Below are 22121 nucleotides of genomic sequence, written 5' to 3'. Positions count from 1 at the left end.
TATGCGGGCGGAGAACTGGCGCAAACGATCCAAAGCGTAAATAGTGTTTCGTAAATACACTGAGCGAAAGCTGACATTCAAAACTGGCTGTCCAACATCACTCACAATCTGAAGTTACATCGCAGCCCTAAGGCAAGTAGTCTCTAGCGTAAGTTGGAACTATCGCAAACAGCACTTCTTATATTTCTTTCCGCTACCACACGGACATATGGTATTGCGGCCTACCTTGGCTCGCGCCTTGGCTGCCTCTCTCAGTAGAGAGTTCAAATTTCCTGGCTTGCCCATATTTCTCGTGAGCGTGTCCATGGTGTCGTTCTGCTCCCACGGGAATTCAAGATTTATCCCAAAGCGCAGCGCCTGATCCATCGGGTGCACGCAGACCCCGAACCAGGTTTGCGCATGCTCGGTGTATTTCCGCGCGTAGCAATGCCTTTGGAGCGCAGGGCCGGCAATCTCTATTGGGTCGTCGTTGCAGTGAATCGTGAGGCCGGTGCCCCCACTACCCAGACACACGGTGAGATCATGGTTCTTGCCATCAGCGACGCTCTGTTTAGCAAGCAGGTCGAGACCAGCACTGACCTTAAGCACGGTGTCTTCACCGAGCATCAGCAGCGTGAAACCAAGGTCAATTGTTGCGGGGTCAGGCCGGACTTCTATTGCCTCAACCATGCGCCCCAGCGCCGTTGCGCTGAACCGCGTCAGGATGCCTTCTGGAGTGTCCTTACCAGGGATACCTTCGCGTCGTACCAGCATCGCTAGATCCAGATCAGCAGAGATATCGTCATCCAGCATGACCATGTCATGCTCGTCGTCCAACCAAAGGTTCATTTTTAAGTGGTAGGATAAGATCGTCAACTCATGTGACGCCATTACTTTGTCCGTGTACCCTGTCCGGCGATCTACATAACTCAAGAAATGTAGGGGGGAACTGAGCATTTCGGTCATCGCGTCGAGCGCAAAAACGTCCAAGACGAAGGGAGCAGAAATCGTGTCAGTCGCTGCGAATTTCAAGAATTGCCTGGACTGAAAGCTCAACGCCGGATAGTGGTCTGAGATCAGGCAGATCACGTAGATCCGCTTGAAGCTTGTTGGCAGTGTTACTGCGTTGCCAGCGGCATCTTTGAAAGAGCACTTGCCTTCCTCGATAAGTTTTGCGCAACGATAGGCTTGATCGCTGGAATCCTGAATGCTCTTTTTGAAGTCGTCCTTGATCTGCAGGTCATTACCGCGCCGGGCCTCTAGCGTCAGGCGCTTAGATTTCGCCTGCAGCACCAGGGCGCGATTGCCAAACAGCACCAGCACATCGATTTCAGCAAGCTTGGTGTCCTTTGACTCGTAGATGTCGATGTTGGCAAGAACATTCTCTGTGCCGAAGACCTGCCGCAGGCGCTCAACGGCGAACTGCTCGGTGAAGACGCCGCGGTTGTGCATGGCCGTGCTGGCATAGGCCTTGTCAGCGCCCATCCAGTAGAACGGCGCTTCATACAGCGCTTCCACGAGGCTGTAGATGTGGAAGAGCAGGTAGGTGCCATCCGGCATGCGGATGAGCGGACTGGCGTTGGCGATGTTGAAATCATGCAGCGCCTTGAACTGCTCGTTGTACGCGCCTGGCGGGACTGCAAATGCGGACAGGACCCTATCTACGATTGCCGGGTCAATGTGCCCGTAGTCGGCGACTTCTTGAATCGAGAACGTAAAGCCGGGCAAGAAGGTCCAAGTCTCTTGGGGCGTGCCGCGCATGCCGTTGATCGACTTTTCATCCTGCAATCGCGAAATGGCAAAGACGACGTTGCGCGCATCGTGGATCGAAAAGCCCTTATTGGCGATGAGCCACGGGTCATCGTTCGCGTACTTCGCAGGGGAAAAGTCGCGGTATTGAAAGCTGTACGCGGACTCACCACCATAGAAGATAGGCTCGCGCATTGCAGCGCCGCACATGAAAGGGTTGAAACTTCCCTCAGCGATTTTAGCGGGATCGATGTCCTGCCAGAACGAGGCCGACATCGTGCGATGGATCTCTTCCAGCAAGACTTCCGTGGATTCAATGTACTTTTCAAGGACAGGGGGTGCCGGAAGCGTGAAGTCAATCGGGCTCTTGAGCATGAGTCCGATGAGAGTCGATGTCTCGGTGCGGATCAGCCGACTCTTAGAAAAGAGATGCTGCATGTCCTCGGCCTTCATCTCCCCCGAATAGCGAATCATGTTGTCCCGCGAGCACAAGTAGGCAATGGCATGAGCGTAGCCCGGCGACGCGCACAGGCTTGCCAACTCGTTTAAGATCCCTTGCTCAGAACGCATTGTGAATTTCCTTTGAGTCTGTTGAGCTGTTGTACCTTAATCTGTTCGCCGACAGATAAACTTTTACTGTGTAGAAACCATGGACAGGGACCCGAAAGTAGACATTTACCAAAGTCTGTTATGGTCATTCCTGTAAAAATCCGTCGGCGAAAGTGGTGGGTTTGTAATAGGAATCCGTCGCCGGCTTTGCATCGGAACCCGTGGCTGGTTTGGACTAGAATATGCACTTAAGCTCATTTATCGAAATAGCGTTAGCTTAAGCCAATAATTGATCGGCGAAAACTTTTCCCATTAGCCTATGGCTTAAGTCCCTGCAATTAGGAGTTGCAATGATTTCACCTCGATTAGTAGCCAAAATTGAGCAAGAAGAGCCGACGCTTAGATTGGCTGTTTTGATTGATGCCGATAATGCGCAGGCGGCAATTATCGAAAACCTTCTCGCCGAGATTGCAAGGTTTGGCGAGGCCACTGTTAAGCGGATATACGGCGATTTTACCTCTCAGTCCAGTTCATCCTGGAAAAAGGTATTACAGAAGAACGCCATTAAACCAGTCCAGCAATTTGCGTACACGACCGGTAAAAATGCCACGGATAGTACAATGATTATTGATGCAATGGATTTGCTCTATACGCGAAAATTCGATGGGTTTTGCTTAGTGACCAGTGACAGCGACTTTACAGGCTTGGCCATGCGGTTGCGGGAAGAGGGGATTACGGTTTTTGGATTTGGCGAAAGCAAAACGCCCGAAGCGTTCCGTAATGCTTGTCATAAATTTGTGTTGACCGAACTGCTACGACCAACGGTGGAAACTGCGCCCGTGGTGGAAGCCGCACGAACCGAAAACGAGCCAAAGGCGGCGACCGACCAAGCTTTAACCCCGGCTCCCGCCCCAACTGTCGAATTCCCTACTAAGTTCCTTATGTCGGCCCTTGATCAATCGTTGGATGATTCCGGGTGGGCTAATCTGGGTACGTTTGGAAGTTATCTGACTAAGTTACAGCCCGACTTTGATTCAAGGCTTTTCGGATATAAAAAACTCTCTGATCTTGTAAAAGCTAAAACCGATTTATTTGTAGTTGAAGAACGGCAAATCGAAGGTTCGAACCATAAGCCCTTGTACATTCGTGCCAAGTGATTTTTACGGGGTTGTAAGGTGAAGGTGTTGGGCATGTTTCGTTATTCAATCGGTCGTTACGACCTGGATGGCAGACGGTTAGAACCTGCTAGTCCACTTTGCCGCGCTAAAGAGGTCAGCGGGGCCATATCTTGCAATCAAGCATTCGTAGTTAAACTGTGTGACAGGTAGATATATTCGGCAGCATTACTGAGTATTTTCCGATCTAATTGAAGTTGGCCCTTAGGTCGTATTTATCCAATTTGAAATTTCAGCATCTCTGCCGGGGAGACCGATAACGCATCCGCCAACTTGCAAATATTCAGCAAGGCAATATTTCGTTTCCCTCGCTCTACCCCGCCCAAATAACTTCGTGCCATACCGCATTCAAGTGCGAGTTGCTCTTGAGACCAGCCGCGCTCTTTCCTCAATTGGACAAGACGTTGTCCAAACAAAACGAGCGGATCGGGTGTTGGCTTTGAATCGGTAGGCATTTCATGATGCTACTTACCAGTATCCTATGAGGCCACGCTCTATAAGTGACAATTCTGCCTTGCAGGCTTATATTTGGCGTTTTGTCTTTGCTCCCCAATGCCGAATCCGTCTATCCACCCTAAATTGGCTCATCTTTCAGACAGTCAGATAGATAATCTGATGACAAGGTATTACGCGGGAGAAACGATTGTCGATTTACTGAGTGAATTTAAAATCGATTGCAACGTGCATCACCTATTCAAATTATTCCCACCGATAATCCATTCGTCTTTGGTATGTCCTTGCTGCGGTGCAGTCATGATGTCGCCAAGAGTATCTAAGAGCGCGTATTTTGAAAACGCTACGCGTTGCTCCCAATGCAGACACGAGGATACTTCTCGATGTAAATGTAACCATTGCCGCAATCGTCGGGGATCAGTCTCTGGCAAGGTTTCGAGAAAAGTTCTTGATACTAAAAATGCCTCAATTGGACAGAACCAAAATCTGGGTATTACACCCGCCACGCTAACATTGGAACAGGCCGTCGCTTTACTAGCTCTAACGCGTTGTCGTGGGGTTGCCGATGTTGATGACATGGTCGCGCCGGCAGCCTGGGATATGGCAGCTTTGCCATTTGCGCCCAAAGGTCACTATGGTCATACGCTTGTCCAGAAATTAAGTCAGGCGAAATTACTCAGTGTGTTCGAAAATGAGCCGCGAATTGAAACGCCCTTTCCGATTTTCTGGAGTATCTCATGCGGTGCTCGTACCAATCTGATTCAAGCCATTGAACAATGTGCTGCCCAGGGTAAGTGGCCTAGGCATTGGTCTGATCAGTTGCCAGATTTAGTGCGCGCTCTAGCCTTTGCCGAATGTAAGGAGTTTTACGACTATTGCGCCAAACAACGTGGCTTGCCGGCCTCGGCCCAACGCAGTACCTCGGTGATGTTGAATAATCTATTGCAAGATCATTCGGTGGCTCAATGTTATCGAATTATCTATGCCGGAGCCAAGGCAGCGGCTGACTTCTTGGTCAGGACTTCTTGTGCTCCGCAGCATGCCGCCAATTACATGATCGGAGCATGCCAACGTTGGCTAGATCGGGCACGAGCTGAAAACTGGGTGGTGACTCCATTTAACCGAAACCACGAACTTCCGCGAAGTATGATTAGCTTTGTGCTGTACGAAGATTTTCTGAAATCTGGGGATGATGGATTCAATTTGGCTTTGGATCAAATTGCCAGGCCAAACATGTAAATTTTTTTGCGACCCAATTGATTGAGCCTCATCATTTGTCTAATCCGTCAGGTTGATTGCTGCTGTGCTACGAGTCTTTGATACCAGTTTCCGGTGAGTCCGAGCGCTAGTTTAATGTTAAGCCAACGAGTTTGGGTCAGGATATTAACTTTCAGCTTGTGGTCATCTAACGAGTGGGCATAATCGCGGCCATTTATTTGGCTTACTATTTCAGAGAGTAAATGAACATTGTTCCTGTATTGTTCCAGAGTCATCGTAAACGATTCATTGCCCCAATCCATGTTTTCAAAAATATTCACTCGGAATAATTCAAAAAACTCGTTTAAAAGCTTCCTTCGATCCAGTTCACAACCGATGATCAATAAGATCTCAAATATGGTGTAAGCAAGAGGCTCTTGATCTCCCTTGCCGTTAATCTTCGCTTTTTGCCAATACAGCACTAATGCAGCAAGACTATCGAAATTTCCTATTTCCACAAGTTTTCGGAAGTGTGGCGTTGAGAGCTTATGTAACGGCTCCCATTGACCCGGGTGTCTTAACTTCGGTTGGAAAACGATATCGCCGACTTCAGTTTCCTTAAGCTGATTTAACCATGTGTCAATTGGTACTACATCAGTTTCATGCAGCGAGATAACGTCCCATAGGATATGGTTTATTTCCTTTGCTGATCCATCAGCTTCCCTATCCACGTTTTTGATTGATCCTGTGAGTGGAGTATTTTTACCCAGTTTGTAGCGACTCCATTTGCCCGAAGGGTCTTTTTCCAGAAAATTTGGGTCGAGCTTTGCTCGGAAATGGTTTTCTATTTGTTTAGCCTGAGTATAGCCCAACCGAATTCGGACGCCTTCGTACCAATAACGCACGCGAAGGATTTTAATTGAGTCAAGGTGTCTTGGAACGTTCTGTCTCTTTTTTTGATAAGTGACCATGTGAATTTTAGCCTCAGCTGCCGCTAAAATGAGGAGTATTGTTTAACTAATTGATATTTATTAAATATTTAATATTTTGTGTAAAAAATCGTTCCTTTGACGCAGCCAGTTAGCCTAAGTTAGGCTAGATCCTAATGACATTACCGTTACTCAAGACTGCTCTATGCAACCAGACGTCACTGAACAACTCATTCAAGAAATTCGGGGCGATCTAAATCAATTATATGGACCATTAATTGCCGCTCGAGATTTATGGAAGGTACTCGGGTACTCAAGTTCAGGCGCTTATCGGCAAGCTCGGTTACGAAAAAGAATTTCGGTACCGGAATTTGAAATTGAAGGCCGTAGTGGTCACTTTGCGTTAACGGTCGATGTTGCACGCTGGCTGGCAAAGCAGCGTATGTCAAACCCTAAACCACATTTACTAGAAGGAGAGAACGATATGACCTAAGCAATTTGTTCTGACTAAAACACAGGCTTAGAAAGACAAAAAGCCTAGGGCTGCAACCCTAAGCTTTTTATGAAACCGTCGAGATTTTGATCCTCAAGACGACCTCATTGTTAATCTAAAAATCGTGGGTGTCAAGCCTGCGGCCTGTTTATGCGCACCATTTTTAAACGCATTATTCAGGGCGCAGGATTTGTGCGCACTGAAATTAGATTAACGGAGATGACTTATGTCCTCAAACCTTTGGCAAGGGCGTTGGCGTGGTGTAAAGCCAGCAGGTGATGACCACCGTCGAGCTCGAAATTTCATCACCCCATCAGGTGGCATTGTTCGGGGTAAATTTCCCAGCCGCAAGAACGGTCGGATGGTCCACCATGAGGGATTAGTTGAACTCGCAGCCATTTATCTGTTTGAGGCATCTCCCAATATTGTCCGATACCGTGAGCAACCAATAACCCTTCATTATCCGGACGGTGCCAAATTGCGCCGATATACCCCGGATTTCGAGGTAGTGTTGGCAACCGGCGAAATTGTCCTCATCGAGGTCAAGCCGGTCAGCAGCCTCCAGCACGCTAAGGTGAAGCATAAACTTGATTGTGTTGCAGAGCATATGCGTCGCTCGGAAAAAACCTTCGTCATTTTGACTGATCAAGTCATTCGTCAGGAACCTCGCTTATCCAATCTGCGCTGGGTCTATCATCGAGCTCGACGGATTCCACCTTCGCCGGATGCAATGACAGTTGCCATCGATAAGATTCGTCATTGTTTTCCCGTATCGATTGAAAAGGCAACGACTTTGCTCAGGACATTTTGTGTCGATCCTTTTAGCCAATTTATCGATGTATGTGACATTGACCCTTTTAGCCTATTGCTAGCGGGACATCTGCGCTGTGCCTTGGATCAGCCAATTTCTCAAGAAACCTTAATTGAATTGAATATGGGGGCAGACAATGGCTGGTTTTGCATTGCACAAGAACAGGGTTTTTAACTGGGACGGTACTGCATATCGGATTGATCGTATCCAACCGAATGGTGATTTACTGCTGGAAAGCACGAATGATGGCCATTTTTCGGTGATCAGTCGTGAGCAACTGCTCACTGAGTACGGGGCAGGCAAAATTTCCGCGAAGACAGTTGATGTTGCTTCTGCTACTACTACCTCGTTAGTACCTTCATTTTCACGACCGCTCGATGAACTCTCTGAAGGCGTTAGAAACGCCGTGAAGCGGCGTAAATATTATCTTGAAAGTATTCTCGATCATGGTGATCCGATTTTTACACCGGAGTATTTGAAGCCGTTGATTGGGCAGGCCGCTACGGAAATCGGCGATTTAAAACCGCCGGGTGTGACTACCGTATATCGTTGGTATCGCCGATTTAAATCAGTTAACGATCCGCGAGCGATCATTCCGAGAACTGATCTTCGTGGTCCCAAAGAGTTGCGGCAAAATGATCGTATTCTCCAGTTGGTCGCAGAATCTTTGGAGGAAGCTTTTAAGGTCTCGCCGCAGGCCACCTGTCGTAACGTGTATACGCGCTTGCTTGGCAAAATCGACCTTGAGAATCAACGCACTCTCGGGGGTGAGCCTATCAAACCGCCATCCTTACGCACCTTGTACCGATTGGTTGAGCGTGCCGAGGCTTATGAACTCGTGGCCTTAAAGGAAGGTAAGGCGGCTGCCGATAGGCGTTTTAGGATCGGCAAAGCTGGTGTAAAAACTTCTCGTATCCTGGAGCGGGTTGAAGTTGATCATACACCGCTCGATCTATTCCTAGTTGACGAAAGAACTTGGCTACCTCTGGGCAGGCCAACGTTGACCGTGATTATCGACCACTATAGCCGGATGTTGCTTGGCTACTATTTGAGTTTCGATAGCCCTTCGACTGCGGCGGTGATGGGGGCCTTACGGCATGCCATTCTGCCCAAGAAGTTAGCAACTGCGGTCATAGCAAACCTAAAAACCGTTAATACGTGGAATTGTTACGGTCTTCATGAATTAGTGGTGGTCGATAACGGCTTGGAGTTCCATAGCGATGATCTGGAAAGCGTTGCTTACGATTTAGGCATTCGCATTCAATACTGTCCCAAGCATGCGCCCCGTTTCAAAGGCGTGGTAGAGCGCTATCTAAAAACGATCAACTACTTCTTTGCTCATCAGTTGCCTGGCACCAGTTTCGCTAAATTTTATCTGCGCGGCGATTACGATCCAGAAAAAGCGGCGTTGTTAACCTTTGCCGAATTTAAGCAAATCTTCGAAAAGTGGGTGATTGATGTTTATGCCCAGGATGAACATCGAGGACTCGGTAAAACTACCCCATGGGCTCGCTGGCAAGAAAGCATTGCGCATCACGAACCTATACTGCCCGATGATTTGCGTACGTTGCAGCGCCGAATTGGCCTAGTCGCAGAGCGCTCGTTGCGCCGCGACGGCATTTTCCTGCATGGCATCCGCTACAGTGGCGATGAGCTCGGTCACATACTTCGTGGATTTGGTGAGGGGGTGAAAGTTCGGTTGGTCTACGACCCGGAAGACTTGGGTGAAATCCAGGTCTGGGGTCCCAATGATGTCGAGCCGGTGACGGTGAAGGCCGTCGACTACGCGTTTGCCCATGGACTCACCGAAAAACAGAACGACTTCATTCGTCAATATCTTCGGGAGCAAGGTGCGGAAATTATCGATAAAGTTGCTCTCGAGCGGGCTCGATATGAACTAGCACAAGCCGTTGAAACGTTAATGACTAACCGCAAACACTCGGCTAGACGTCGTAGTGCGGCGTTGCGCGGCATCAGCAGTAGTAAACCCAGCGGGTCCGATCTAAATACCGATACTAAACCTGACGTTAAAAAGTTATCCAAGCCGCAAAAAAACAAAACGTCTGAAGTAGTCGAACAGAGTCAAGAACAGACGGCGATGGAAATCATCTCCTCCTTTCAAATGAAGCGCTGACAAGGAGGTCTCAGTGAATTTCAAAGAGATTTTCGACGAGTTACAACGTTTTGATGAAGAGTACATTCCCTTCCCGCCCTTTGTCGTCGCGGTCGATGCGGTAAAAACGAATCTCGCACTGTTTCGCGAAACGGGTATTGCCCAGCACTTGTTAATACTCGGTGAAAGCGGCGCTGGCAAAAGCAGTCTTTGCCGCTGGATTGAGCAACAATATCCCAAATTTGCCTTGCTTGACCGGGATGTCACACCGGTACTGATCGTGTCAGTTCCCTCAGCGGCCACTATAGCGAGCGTGGCAACGGCTTTGCTTGAAAAGTTGGGAGATCCAGCGGCGACCACTGGCACAGTGTCAGCGAAAACATCACGGGTCATCAGGTTATGCCGGGCCTGTCGAGTGGAAATGATCTTGTTCGATGAAGCCCAACATATTCACGACCGGGGCAGAGCCACCACGCATTACATGGTAGGTGACTGGATAAAATCATTGATCGACCAGACTGGTGTGCCGACCGTATTTCTTGGCTTGCCTCGCCTGGAACAAATCTTACAAGTCAACGAACAACTCCGGCGGCGCTTTTCCCGGCGCATTCGTTTAGCCCTGGGGCAAAGTGACAAAAGTTCCATCCATGCCGAGTGCCTTCAATTGTTTCGTTCGCTAGGTTCCTGCCTACCGCTGCCTTTGATGTGCGGTCAATTTGGCTGGGATGAACTGGGTATGCGTTTGCACTATGCTAGCGATGGCCGTGTTGCATACATTAAAAAGCTGTTGGCCTCCGCGTTGCGACTCGCATTAGAAACTGAAATGGTGGAGATTGGCCCAACGCTCTTGGAACAAGCCTTTACTGAGGAAATCTGGTGGGAGGGAGTGGGCAAACTGAATCCTTTCAATCCTGCGTTCGAGTTTCGTCGCCTGGACAGGGGTAATGAGCCATTCGAGTCTGGCAATTTCAGTAGTGCCCGCAAGGGTCGTAAGGAGGCGGTTTGTTGATACCGTTTAGCGACTATCCTGTTCGACCGCAGCTACAGCCGGGGGAAAGCCTGATGGGTTATGTGTACCGGTTTTACAGTGCTAACGGTCACAGTCTGCCTTTAGACGTTAGGCAATTGCTGTCTCGTTGGTATACTTACGAGCAGGATGAATCATTCCAAATGGCTCAATCGCTTTTCGGTGGATTTCTATCGCTTAAAAATTATTGGTGGATTCGATACGCACAAAATCCGCTGGTCAATGCTTTAGAACGAAATAGGACCCTGACTGGAATCCTGCGAATACCCACACCACTTTGGTTTTGTCCAAAATGTTTAAGCGAAGATGAGTTCTATTACGGACTATGGGAGTGCAAATTAATTGAAGTTTGCCCATTCCACCGTATCGAATTGGCACGAAGTTGTCCGAAATGCCGCAGAAATTTTTCTTGGCGTTGGCTTTCAGCGGATTGGAAATGTGTATGCGGTTTAGAACTTGTCACCTTAATCACAAAACCGGCTAGGCAATATGAGTTGGATTTAGCTCATCAAGTTGCATTTGTGATGTTTCGTGAATTGCCAGTCAAATTGCAACGAAATCTGAAGCCAAATACAGTTTCTTACGAATTCGGTCGTCATAAACTCAAGCAGATTCGCGACCTGACAAAGGTCGCGCAGGGAAGATGATTTCTGAGAATCAGCCTACATTGCCGGTTCGTATTCGCCCCTTTCGTGGGGAGGCGACTATCGGATATTTGTTGCGCGTTTCGCAGGCTAACGGTTACGAGACCCTTGGGCAGTTAGTTAAGACGTTTAGAAGCTTTGACGCCCTATGCCAAGGGCTTAATTTATCAACCGAAGAAAGACAGGCGCTGTTTGGTCCACACTCGAGTTTTTGGGGATCAACCGAAATTTCGAATTCGCTGACGAATGCTGATTTCAACCATAGTCTGATGCGCTGGTGTTCGTTGTGTTTTCAGGAATCAGCCCATATCCGTGGGCCATGGTTGTTAAAAGTCAGTTGTGTCTGTAGCCGACATGCTGTTCTGCTACATGACCGGTGTCCTTGTTGTGGCATCGTCCAGCGCCTAGAGCGAGTGAACTACCTCCAATGTGACTGTGGCGCATGGTTGGCTGGGCACCAGGCTCAAGAGTTGGTTCGTAACTCATTAGTGCGCCTCAGCCAGACGGTTGAGGCCGCGATAGATAGCCCATCAGGGTTACCGGGCATTCCGCTCCTGTCACTGTCGGAATGGCTCAAACTGATCAGTTACCTGGGGCAGTATTCCGAAAGCGCCCAGCCAAGAAAGCCGGGAAAGCTTGGAAATATGCATCAACTGGATACGGCTTCGGCATTGATGCTGCAGGCAAGTTATTTACTCGATAATTGGCCGGAAAATTTCCACGCCCTTTTGATTGCCATTCAACGTCAGGCCGAACGTGAGACAAAGCGCACGACGCGTATCAGAGATATGTTTGGCACGCTTTACCATGTTCTTTACACCGATCTCTCAGACGATTGTTTCCAGTTTCTGCGCGACGCATTCGAGCGCTATTTACACGAGCATTGGTCTGGTCTTGTGAATAAACGCCATCGAGCGTTTAAGCCTGAGACGATTGCCAGACATCCTCATGTGACTTGGAAACAAGCGGCCAAAAAAGCCGGCGTGGCACCATCAACTGTTCGTCATTTTATTCGAGCCGAGGTCATCGCTGGGCATCAGATTGAATTGCCGTCCGGTCGTAAACTGCGTTCAATCAATGAACAGAGTCTTACTGAAATAGCGCGTCTGGCAAAGGGATGTCTCACCCTTGATCAAGCCGCCAAACAACTGGTATTGCCGAAGGGCCGGGTCAGAGAAATAATAGCGAATGGCATCTTAAAGCCTTTGGTTTCAAGGATGCATGGCAATGCGGCTGCTTGGTTAATTCCGGAGCAGCAAGTGCAAGCATTGTTTTTCACCGGCACAGAAGCAATGCACTCGCCACCGACAATAAACGTCAGATACATATTGAAATATTGGCATCTGCGCGATGGCGAATTCATCGCACTAATTCGGGGGCTTTTGGCAAACCAATTGAAACCAGTGGGCAAGCCGACTGAGCCAATCCCACTAGGAATTATCCAGCTTGATCAGCAGCAGACTTGGCAGTGGTTGGTGGAAATGCGTTACGCCGGCGGTGCCAGTATGTCTGTGGACCAGGCAGCGAAGAGGCTGGGCTTTAAACAACAGGTGGTGTACGACTTGGTCAGGCAGGGGTTACTGGCGACTATCCAAGATAATCTTCCTTGTCGGCGAGTCACGCAAGCAAGTCTCGACGATTTTCAAGCCACCTATATGTCACTGGCTGAATATGCCAAGTCAATAAAACGGGCGCCGCGATGGCTGCTACCAACTTTACAGGTACAGCCGGTTTCAGGGCCAATCATTGATGGTAGCCGGCAGTATTTTTTTCGGAAATCCGACCTTTACAGTGAATCGAGTGGCAATGTAGCTAGTTTGATTTACCCGTCCTCCCCAAAAGAAATGGAATAGAAACCCTATGATGTCATGTAATCTTTGCAGCCCAGTCGATGAAAACGGTAATGCCGACAACCCGGCACATGTTGACCGATATATTAGTGGCGAAGTACGTGCGTTGTATGAAGTTTATAGCTACCGACACGCAGCGGCCATTTTGGCTAATTCCTTTCCCGAGGAACTGAAAGATATTGAAGCGGCCTTGCTGGCTTTCCGCATTACGAAGCGAGACTTAGGAGCGTCAGGTGGAAACAAATCCGATATACCCAAGAAATTTTCGCGTACTTTACGCCCTAGTGGATGGGTCGAATCACGGATTCAAGGAGACCTTATAGTGAGGCTTCAGGAGTACGATGAACAGGTTTTGTCTGATGGAAAAGTCCATAAAGTGAAACGCCCTGACACTAAAACTCAGCTGATCGAGGCCTTTACTGACAGGCATAAAATCGACTATGTAAAAGGTCGTGTTGCCTTTGATTTTGAATGGAACTCAACCAAAGAAAAGTTCGACCGGGATTTGCATGCCTTTCGGGCATTCCACGAATTCGGACTGATTAGCTCGGTGGTCATCGTGACACGTAGTGACAAGTTGAATCTCGTTTTGAACAAAGTGCCTCAGCTTAATAAGGCGGGCGAGGAAACCGATGAAGCCGTAATAGTAAAATACGGAGTTAGCACAACCTGGATGAACCAGCTCCTAAAGCGGCTCAATGCCAGATTACATGAAGGTTGTCCTGTTTTGGTATTTGGCATAACGCCAAAATTGATTGAGGATTGGGTACAAATATGAAGCGTAAAAAGTTGAAATATGCAAAAACCCAATTCTTTATCCTTGATAATAATATGGCATTTCTCTGCTTGCGCACTAATTATTAACGCTTGAATCATCGACAGACCAATTTATACAACGAGACTTAGATGACCGGCAACATCCGACCCTAAGGCGACATCCATAGATCTATGCTTAATGTCGGCTGTGCTTCATGATCTGCCATTTAAGGTATTGTATGAATTTGAAAGTTAAATTTGAAGCGTATTTGCTTTTAGTTTTGTTGAGCTCATGTGGCTCAGAGCCCAAACCCGAACCGGTTTTTCCTTTGCCTTCTTTAGCTCATGATGTTCGGATATCTATTGCTGATCAAATAATTCGATTGCCATTGGTTGCTATATCGACTAGGCGCACCGTGTGCAGCGCGAAGGACAAGTTTTGCGGGTTGCCCATAGAAAAAATTGAGGCCAATCAGCCAATTGTCGTAAATTCTTTAGACATTCCACTCGAAGGTTACAGCCGCTTCCCTGACTACCGAACAGAAGGTTCAATTTGGTTTCCTGAGATTTGTAAAATGCTGAGCCAAGAATGGGCTCGCCGAGTTTGCTTGACAACCCCAGCAGAAAAACATATTGATTTCCATGGAATAGGTGAGTTTACTTTGGTTAGAGAAGACAGCGTTAACTTACTTGAACGCATTCAGCTCGGGAACTGCTGCAGTGTTAGCGAATTGTTGAAAAAAATGAAATTTATCGACAAAACGCCATCAAGTTATTGCCAGCTTGACAAACAGGGAAGGCCTGCAAGTTTATGCGTAGCAGCAATAAAGGTGAGAAATAATTTATTAGCAGTTTGGATCGTCACTCGGGCAGGTGCTGAAAAGTATAGAATTATTCGCGATGCCGAAATTATTTTAGCGTTTATGCAATTCGGTATCGGTGAAACTGAAAATTTTCAAGCCTTGGATTCTGTTCTGAATACTCATTAGCGATTGGTGCAACTCGTAAACTCATCACAACCTTCAAGCATTGCTCAACGTTGAAAGACAGCTTTCTGGCTTGTAGCAGTCAAACGTTTAAGTAATTGAGTGTCGCATAGTGGCCGAACGTGCGCTGTCAGCACTGAATGGGCAAAACCGACCCGTTGCCGACTTTCCAGATAATCATTTGTTCGTCGGCTTAGTTCTTCATTGCAGACAAATTATTGATTGATAGAACCAAAATGTAATTTCACGATACTTATGAACTATGATTCTGGTCGTTGATAAGTCTAAAATTTGAATATTCCTAGTTTTTATAATCACCCAATTAAGCTATTAAAATATGCTAAAAATAAAAATGTATCCCGCTAAAAACGGTGATGCATTCTTAATTACAAAGAATTCCTCCAAACCAACGGCAATCCTCATAGATGGCGGATATGCAATTACCTTCAAAAAATGGATTTCTCCCGATCTTAAACATCTTGCACACTTGGGCTACACCTTAGATTTGGTAGTCGCGACGCACATTGATGCTGATCATGTTGCTGGGTTACTTGAATTTTTTAAAGTTAATGGTAGTTCGCAAGCGCCAAAGCTGATTCAAGTTGAAAATGTTTGGCATAACAGCCTACGGAGCCTTGGTTCCCTGACTGAGACAATTGGTAATTTGACAGTTGATGATAAGGACTTACTTTCCGAGATTCGGAGGAGAGGTTATCCATTGCCTGCTGGAGCCGAAGTGGAACCAGTTGATATCAGTGCGCGGCAGGGAAGCTCTTTGGCAGCTCTACTACTCGGCGGCGAATACTTCTGGAATGCTGGTAACGGTACTCAAAGCATTAATTCTGAAGAGGCTTCAAAATTAAATCTCCCTGATGAGATACGGATACGCGTGATAGGGCCAACGGTGGCTCGATTGGAAGAACTACGTCGGCAGTGGGTTGCTGACCTGCGTCGCCTGGGTTTCACTGGGGAAATTGGAGAGAACGATGTTTTCGACGACGCGTTCGAGTTTCTTTGTGCATATGATACTCTTCGCGCAGCTGTTCAATCTGAGCCGGCTACGATTAGTGCTTCCACAAATCTTAGTCTGGGCGACGTTTATCTGTCTGATAGTTCTGTGACGAACGGCAGCTCAATCTCACTAATTGTCGAACTAGGCAGCTCGCGGCTGCTTTTTCTAGGTGACTCATGGGCAGAAGACATCGAAGCAGAGCTTCGAGCTTTACCGGATGCCACATTCCCTATAGTTTTCGACGCGATTAAGATTTCCCACCATGGTAGCCTGCACAATACAAGTCCGACTCTTCTTGAGCTGATCGACTCACCAATTTTTTTGATTTCTTCCAGCGGCGAACGTCACAATCACCCAGATATTGAAGTTTTAAAGGCAATCGTTGATAGGCCGGCAACCTTCAAGCGGCATCTGTACTTTAATTACACCACACCAGCATCTCAGCAAATGCACCATTACACGGCTGCAACCGGTGCGAAATTCTCAATTTATGAAAACGCTACTGATTGGATCGACATCGAAGTGAGGGAAGAATGATTGACAATATTGTCAAAGCGGCGACCTGTCGAGTTATGTGTGAGAACGAGTCAGGTACAGGTCATTTGATCGCTGAATCCTATATTTTGACCGCTCGCCATTGCATCCTTCCAGCAATAGAATCTGAAAGGATTATAGAGCTTACATTTTTTGGATCTGAGGGGGATACCTGTCTTCAGGCCACCATCAAGGCGCATTCTGAGGAACTAGATGCCTGCATTTTATCGATATCTCAACCATTGGGTTGTCAGCCAATTCCTCTAAATACAACAATGCCTCGAGAAGGTGATGGTTGGCGATCATTTGGCTACCCGAGTGGAAAGACTACTATCGGTCATCGCATCTCTGGAACCGTTTCGCATTTGCTTGAAAATCCAAAACTGAAAATGGACATCGACCTTTCAGTTGATCCATCTGTTGCCCTAAGCGACTACCGAGGCCTTTCAGGTGCCGCTCTAGTAAGTGGAAATGCTAGCAGAGGCATGATCAGGCTAAAACTAAATGGTTCACTTGGCGCTATCAGTATTCAACAGCTGGAAGGTTTCCTTGCGGAACATGAAATTCAAGTTCCAAAACCGAATACTGAGGAAACCGTCTCCGAAGGATCGCGTAAAAGGCGGGCTGACCGGAGTGTATTTCAGAAAACGTTTGAGCAGGCGATTCTTCACAACCCTGGGAATTACATTTTCCTTGAAGGAGCTCATGGCATTGGGAAAACGACTTTTTGTAGTGAGTTCCAAACCGAAGACCAAACGCTATTTACGCTGGGAACGTACAGTTTTACAACTCAGGGCCGAGGTCCAGGAGCGATTTATCACACCCAACCTGAAGTTTTTTTCGACTGGCTATCGACAACACTATCTACCCTTATAACTGGAAAGCCTTCACGTAAGGAAGAGCGGAATTATGTAACTTTAGTCCGCGAAACTCCGGTTTTGTTTGAAGCTTTTTCCAACTATTGCGCATCTACACATCGGCATGGCATTTTGTTTCTTGATGGCCTTAACGAAGCTCAAGCAGTTGATTCTAATGCCATGGTGAAACTCCTTGGCCTTTTACCCCAGCCATTGCCGCATAACATTACGATCATTTTAACTGCGCCAAATTATCAAACCTTGGCCAATTCCCTTAGCGGTCGAGTGAAGAGTCAAAACCTGATATCACTGCCATTATTAAGCGACGAAGTGAGTTCAAGCTATTGCTGGCAAGAGCTTCTGGATGATAGGGCAAATGCGGCATTAGTAACCCGTATTGTTGAAAAAGCTAAAGGGCATCCTCTTTATCTTCGCTACTTGATTGAGTACGCGAACAGCAGCTCTGCGGAAGATTCCTTAGATGACTTTCCCATCCTCTCTGGTGCGATTGAAGAGTATTACGAGTCGCTTTGGACGAGCTTGCTGACTGATGAGAATGCGATTAACCTGCTAGCTATCATTGCTCGCCTACGCTGGGGAATTAGGACAAGTGATCTGCCGAGAATTCTCACATCGACCGAACAGACGTCATTTACAGCGACTGTTAGCCGGATTCGACACTTGTTGTGTCAAGATACAACAACAATTTATCACCCGTCATTTGCAGAGTTTTTAACTTTAAAGACAGTCAACCTTGAGACGACAATTCAACGTCGCTTGGCAGATTTTTGCTTTAGGGAGTCTGATCTAGATTATTGCGCTCTGAATCTTGTTTTCCATTTACTTCGTTCCGATGATACACATCGCTCACGTGCAGTAGCTGCTTGTGATCAGAATTGGGTTGATAGATGTGTGACTCTTGGAGTCGAACCCGACACGCTTCTTTTTGATATTGAGGGAGCGGTAGCAACTGCTACAAGATTAGGCCCGCCAGTAGAAGCAATACGCCTTCTCTTGCTATCACAGCGTATCGGCTTTCGTTATAACGTTCTATTTGCTCAATCAGCACGGTTGGTTACTGAGGCATTGATTTGTCTTAAACGTCCAAGGGAAGCTTTGAAACATGTAATTAGATTTAATAATCTTATCGTTGATCCAAATGAAGCGTTACAAATTGCATTGAACTTGATTCAACATGAATATTCAGACGAAGCTCTGGAACTTTTAAAAATATTGCAACAGAGGATATTTGAGTCTTACCACGTAACCAATGGAATTACGCTGGATAATTTCATTCATATTTGTAGGCTGCACCTTAGGACATTACATTTCATGCGTCTTGCTGATGGATACGGGAGGATGCATCAAGTCATCAAAATATTAGATTATGCAAAACATGTGGTTGGGCATGCTTTAGATGACGATTCATTAGAAATTGCTAACAACTATCTTGCCCAATTACATAGTGTAGGCAGTGGTTATTTTTTATGCTTTCGTGATACTTATGCGAGTTTGGCAGATTTAAAAGAGATTGACCCGGATGTTCCGATACTTAACTTGATATTGCCCATAATATGGACATTGTTCGAATGTGAAACATCTCTCGATATATACAATTTACCGAAGAATATTCAATCGTTACCACAGGTGTTTTCAGATATTGAAGAACTTGTAACTGTTGGAGCAAACTTCGATGGGCAACTCATTCCAGCGGTTTTAGACTCGCTCATTCAATTGGGAGCTCCCTCGGAAATCGTGCAACTTATTGCTACCAAGGATGAAAATTTGGTAGCGGTACCTCAGTCTACAGAGATCAGAGCTAAAAATCGGGTTGATGTAGATTTTCCTAGTATTCACCGAAATGCAGAAGAATGGCGTACAAAAGCATTTATCGATAGCGAGTTTGATTGCCCAATAGTTGGTGCATTTGAAGAAACTGGGTGGCAATTAGCACTCAATCAATGTATTTGCGCTCTTTTCTGGTGTGAAGGTAAAGCACGTCGCAGTTTGGCCGATGGTGATCAAAGTTTGCGACAGCAAACGCTGGAGTTATTGAAGACAAGAGTCCTGCAATCGTTGGAATTCTCTCTAGCTCAACGAGTGAAATGGGAGGATAGCTATGCCATTCCTGAGAATCTATTTCCGTTAGTTTACGAGCGAATTGCACTATTGTTGATGGATTGTTATCCAGAAGAACTACCAACATTTCTAGGAGGCTTGTTAGAGAGAGCTGATGATCAATTGGGGTTATATACAGAAGGCTTTCGAGAAGTCATATTTACAGTATTAAAAAGGGTCTCGACAAATGAGATAGGAACAAAAATTTTCGACGAAGTATTTGGATTACTTAATTGTTGGAAAGAACACGTCATTCATGGTGTAGAAAACCGACATGAGCTTGTTCCCGAATTGCTGAAGATGATTCCGCTATTCGTTAAAGTCGGGGCAAATGAAGAGGCGGATAACCTCTACAGATATATGCTTGGTGTTTCCATGGGGCCTAGTTGGTACAAAGAAGATCAACTTGGGCTGATGGAAAGCACTTTGCGCAAGATGCCATTATCGGATGATGTGCACGCCTCTTTACCTTTAGTTGCGGGATATTTGGAGCGTGCTTCTGGAGAGATGACGTTTCAACGATTTGTCCGATACGAGAAAATGGCTCTTATTGGAGAATTATTCCGTCGAAAATATATCGCGAGCGGCTGCCATTATTTCAAGCGTCAGACTTGTGGAACAACCTCCGAGTTGTTATTAGAGGCACGGCAAGGCACCATTGATAAACTCCGTCCCATGGTCGGAATGCGGTACCCAGGTGCAGCGTTGGATGAGCAACATGCAATTTTAGAAATCGTGCGAAATACAGAATACGCCGATTGGAGGTTATGTTGGTCTCTACTCGAAATATATCAATGTGGAGACGAACGACACTTTGACGATTTTGCAAGCGAATATGCGAAACTAATTAACCGAGCCGGTACGGATGTTACTGCAATTTCTGAAATGGTCCGTAGAGTAGAGTTTGTAGTTGGAGCAGAAATAGCCCCTAAACAACGAACTCGATTTCTAAAGTCATTCCGTAAAGCCCTTAACAAACAGCATTACCAAGTATTCTCAAAAATCATCACTCAAGATGATAAGGCAGATATGGATCATGACGTAAAAATGCAGTTCGGAGATACAGTGAACAGAGCATCAACCGTTGAATACAACGATACAGACATTGACGATAAATTTTATTTCCCCGGTACTTTTGGAAAACAATCCGCGACAAGAGAAGCAGACGCTACATTAGTAGCCGCAGAAAAACAACTGAAACTCAGAAATCTGGATGCAGCCAAGACGCAGGCTGTTAAGGTGCTAAAGATTCTGCAGGATGGTGGTTGGTCAATATGGGGCGGAAGATTGGGAAACACGCATCAAGCTGCGGAAGAGTTACTGCGGCAACATATAGAGAATCCAGTTGAGCTGATCTGTGCTTATGCTCCACTGATTGCAGCTGAGCGATATGATTCAAAATGGAGTATTGCGGAACATCTCATCGAGAAAGTAGCGGACTTGCTTGATGAGAATGAGAGAAGTCAAGTATTGCAATATGTAATCGATCATGTTCATTTGATGGTCGGTGATGCTACAAATGAGATAGCGATGTTCGATTTTCTCAGCGAAAAAGCCGAATGCGATATTTCATCAGAACTGTTCAAATTTGTTATTTGGCTTCTTGATCATCCCAAATCACTACGACGTGATAAAGCAGCTGGAATGATTGCTTGGCTAGTCGAAAGGAATCCATCTGCTTATTTGGATCTGGCAACCAAGGAAGCTTTTTCAATGGCATCTGGATTTAGTGCCGATATTTTTTGCGGTGTCCTTGACTCGATGTCGACGATGCAGCCTCTCAGCCTATGGGATCAAATCTATGTCTTTCTAGATATGGATGACGTTTTACAAAATTGCCAGCATGTTAGTCGCTTGACTGTGCTTCACCGTATTGCTGACAGAGCTGGAAAAGCGGGTTCAAGCACTGGACACGAGGCTGCATCGCGCATTGTTGGATTATTTCGCTCTGGAAATATCGAATTTGCAGACTCTGATAATTACGTCAACCTTCCTAGTTGGGCGCATTGTATAAAAAACGAATGGAAACTTCTCGAACGCCTCGAATTAGCTACTAAAGAAATTGTCAGTTGCCTTGAAGATAAGATGGGTGAAATTTGTTTACCTTTAAACATTCAGGAAAATTGGGACCTCGAAAATGCAGTTTCTATCGCCTTTCGAGAGACAAAAAATCGTCATTTGAATAGATGGGAATCCAAGGTGCGTTTTGCGTTGAACGTAGCGCTATTTCCGTATGCTTCACAGCGTAATTTTATGAAAATTGAATCTGCGTTGAGAGTTTTCAATCCATCAATTCCCGAGCTGTCATTAATTCCTGATTTTTCTTCGCCAGCCAATGCAGTTCTTAAAGCGATTAGTTCTGGAAAAGATTATCGCAGTGCAATCGGTGACCAGGAATATTATTTTCTTGCCTATAACGAACTGACCGAATTTGGTGACGATGGCAAGATGGCTCATCTTGAAGTTTTGGCCACTATTGTTCCATCTATTTTGTTCAAAGATAACTTCTTTTTGCCCCCTTTGAAGAAGTCTTTTAAATCTAAACAAATCCCAAATTTCAGTGCTGGAACTACATATCATGAAACTTGTTGGCATTTAAAGCCTGATTTCGTTTTCTTTGGTTCATTCACTCCAGGATTTCCCCTTCCGATTTTTAAAGATTTGATCAAAGCCAAAGAAACTGATTTTTACCGAGTAAATTGGAGAAATGGAAGATCAGATGACTTTCGCTTCTTCGCGCGACCGATGCAGGAAGGTTGTTTACTTGCGGTAAGACGAAATGCGGTCCAACTTCCAGATGGAAAGAAATTAGCTTGGATAATTCGAATTAACGGAGAATTAGCTGCCGTAGTCGATTCGCAAAACAATCAATTGATTTAGGAGTTCGTA

15 protein-coding genes are annotated in these 22121 nt (G+C 46.3%); 12 read left to right on the top strand and 3 right to left on the bottom strand.

What is annotated here, in order from left to right:
• Positions 1 to 159 precede the first annotated feature (159 nt).
• The gene (locus tag ACWAU0_RS07025; RefSeq protein WP_458138765.1) at positions 160 to 2298 is read right to left on the bottom strand and encodes an SEC-C metal-binding domain-containing protein; all 2139 of its coding nucleotides are present in this window, start codon (positions 2296 to 2298) and stop codon (positions 160 to 162) included.
• A gap of 329 nt (positions 2299 to 2627) precedes the next feature.
• Here ACWAU0_RS07025 and ACWAU0_RS07020 point away from each other — a divergent pair, with 329 nt between their 5' ends.
• Positions 2628 to 3434 (top strand): NYN domain-containing protein, encoded by an 807-nt coding sequence (locus ACWAU0_RS07020; RefSeq protein ID WP_458138764.1) that lies wholly within the window; start codon positions 2628 to 2630, stop codon positions 3432 to 3434.
• A gap of 233 nt (positions 3435 to 3667) precedes the next feature.
• On the opposite strand, the gene ACWAU0_RS07015 is transcribed toward ACWAU0_RS07020, so the two are convergent.
• Positions 3668 to 3907, bottom strand: coding sequence for a helix-turn-helix domain-containing protein (locus ACWAU0_RS07015; RefSeq protein ID WP_458138763.1), 240 nt, complete (start codon positions 3905 to 3907; stop codon positions 3668 to 3670).
• A 511-nt stretch (positions 3908 to 4418) separates the two neighbouring features.
• Between ACWAU0_RS07015 and ACWAU0_RS07010 the strand changes: the two genes are divergently transcribed.
• Positions 4419 to 5144: a hypothetical protein gene (locus tag ACWAU0_RS07010; RefSeq protein ID WP_458138762.1), complete on the top strand. Its 726-nt coding sequence runs from the start codon at positions 4419 to 4421 to the stop codon at positions 5142 to 5144.
• Positions 5145 to 5191: 47 nt separating this feature from the next.
• Here the strand turns inward: ACWAU0_RS07010 and ACWAU0_RS07005 are convergent, their stop codons facing one another.
• The gene (locus ACWAU0_RS07005) at positions 5192 to 6073 is read right to left on the bottom strand and encodes a hypothetical protein (protein ID WP_458138761.1); all 882 of its coding nucleotides are present in this window, start codon (positions 6071 to 6073) and stop codon (positions 5192 to 5194) included.
• A 163-nt stretch (positions 6074 to 6236) separates the two neighbouring features.
• Here ACWAU0_RS07005 and ACWAU0_RS07000 point away from each other — a divergent pair, with 163 nt between their 5' ends.
• From ACWAU0_RS07000 to avs1b, 10 genes are all read left to right on the top strand, one after another.
• Entirely contained in the window at positions 6237 to 6524 is a 288-nt protein-coding gene (locus tag ACWAU0_RS07000) for a hypothetical protein (protein WP_458138760.1), read from the top strand.
• 226 nt (positions 6525 to 6750) lie between these two features.
• On the top strand, positions 6751 to 7509 hold the full coding sequence (locus ACWAU0_RS06995) for a TnsA endonuclease N-terminal domain-containing protein (protein WP_458138759.1): 759 nt from the start codon (positions 6751 to 6753) through the stop codon (positions 7507 to 7509).
• Positions 7472 to 9469 carry a TnsB C-terminal domain-containing protein gene (locus tag ACWAU0_RS06990; protein WP_458138758.1) on the top strand — a complete coding sequence of 666 codons (1998 nt, stop codon included), beginning with the start codon at positions 7472 to 7474 and terminating at the stop codon, positions 9467 to 9469. The genes ACWAU0_RS06995 and ACWAU0_RS06990 overlap by 38 nt, the downstream gene beginning before the upstream one ends.
• 13 nt (positions 9470 to 9482) lie before the next feature.
• On the top strand, positions 9483 to 10457 hold the full coding sequence (locus tag ACWAU0_RS06985) for a TniB family NTP-binding protein (protein WP_458138757.1): 975 nt from the start codon (positions 9483 to 9485) through the stop codon (positions 10455 to 10457).
• The gene (locus tag ACWAU0_RS06980; protein ID WP_458138756.1) at positions 10451 to 11122 is read left to right on the top strand and encodes a TniQ family protein; all 672 of its coding nucleotides are present in this window, start codon (positions 10451 to 10453) and stop codon (positions 11120 to 11122) included. Before ACWAU0_RS06985 ends, ACWAU0_RS06980 begins: the two co-directional genes overlap by 7 nt.
• Positions 11119 to 12972 carry a TniQ family protein gene (locus ACWAU0_RS06975; RefSeq protein WP_458138755.1) on the top strand — a complete coding sequence of 618 codons (1854 nt, stop codon included), beginning with the start codon at positions 11119 to 11121 and terminating at the stop codon, positions 12970 to 12972. The genes ACWAU0_RS06980 and ACWAU0_RS06975 overlap by 4 nt, the downstream gene beginning before the upstream one ends.
• Positions 12973 to 12979: 7 nt before the next feature.
• On the top strand, positions 12980 to 13747 hold the full coding sequence (locus tag ACWAU0_RS06970; protein WP_458138754.1) for a BglII/BstYI family type II restriction endonuclease: 768 nt from the start codon (positions 12980 to 12982) through the stop codon (positions 13745 to 13747).
• Positions 13748 to 13964: 217 nt separating this feature from the next.
• Positions 13965 to 14714, top strand: a complete 750-nt coding sequence (locus ACWAU0_RS06965) for a hypothetical protein (RefSeq protein ID WP_171694460.1) — start codon at positions 13965 to 13967, stop codon at positions 14712 to 14714.
• 334 nt (positions 14715 to 15048) lie between these two features.
• A complete protein-coding gene (gene avs1a / locus ACWAU0_RS06960; protein ID WP_458138753.1) occupies positions 15049 to 16260 on the top strand; it encodes an AVAST type 1 anti-phage system MBL fold metallo-hydrolase Avs1a in 1212 nt (403 codons plus the stop codon).
• Entirely contained in the window at positions 16257 to 22112 is a 5856-nt protein-coding gene (avs1b, locus tag ACWAU0_RS06955; RefSeq protein ID WP_458138752.1) for an AVAST type 1 anti-phage system protease Avs1b, read from the top strand. Before avs1a ends, avs1b begins: the two co-directional genes overlap by 4 nt.
• The last annotated feature ends 9 nt before the right edge of the window (positions 22113 to 22121 follow it).

Source organism: Methylomonas sp. Uni0009 (assembly GCF_054188105.3).
This window is presented reverse-complemented; position numbering and strand designations above follow the sequence as displayed.

Bases quoted from the DNA above. Each gene is read 5' to 3' on its own strand.
- ACWAU0_RS06965 (WP_171694460.1), top strand. From the start codon at position 13,965: ATGAATTTGAAAGTTAAATTTGAAGCGTATTTGCTTTTAGTTTTGTTG.
- ACWAU0_RS06975 (WP_458138755.1), top strand. From the start codon at position 11,119: ATGATTTCTGAGAATCAGCCTACATTGCCGGTTCGTATTCGCCCCTTT.
- ACWAU0_RS07025 (WP_458138765.1), bottom strand. From the start codon at position 2,298: ATGCGTTCTGAGCAAGGGATCTTAAACGAGTTGGCAAGCCTGTGCGCG.
- ACWAU0_RS06970 (WP_458138754.1), top strand. From the start codon at position 12,980: ATGATGTCATGTAATCTTTGCAGCCCAGTCGATGAAAACGGTAATGCC.
- ACWAU0_RS07015 (WP_458138763.1), bottom strand. From the start codon at position 3,907: ATGCCTACCGATTCAAAGCCAACACCCGATCCGCTCGTTTTGTTTGGA.
- avs1a (WP_458138753.1), top strand. From the start codon at position 15,049: ATGCTAAAAATAAAAATGTATCCCGCTAAAAACGGTGATGCATTCTTA.
- ACWAU0_RS07000 (WP_458138760.1), top strand. From the start codon at position 6,237: ATGCAACCAGACGTCACTGAACAACTCATTCAAGAAATTCGGGGCGAT.
- ACWAU0_RS07005 (WP_458138761.1), bottom strand. From the start codon at position 6,073: ATGGTCACTTATCAAAAAAAGAGACAGAACGTTCCAAGACACCTTGAC.
- ACWAU0_RS06990 (WP_458138758.1), top strand. From the start codon at position 7,472: ATGGCTGGTTTTGCATTGCACAAGAACAGGGTTTTTAACTGGGACGGT.
- ACWAU0_RS06995 (WP_458138759.1), top strand. From the start codon at position 6,751: ATGTCCTCAAACCTTTGGCAAGGGCGTTGGCGTGGTGTAAAGCCAGCA.
- avs1b (WP_458138752.1), top strand. From the start codon at position 16,257: ATGATTGACAATATTGTCAAAGCGGCGACCTGTCGAGTTATGTGTGAG.
- ACWAU0_RS07020 (WP_458138764.1), top strand. From the start codon at position 2,628: ATGATTTCACCTCGATTAGTAGCCAAAATTGAGCAAGAAGAGCCGACG.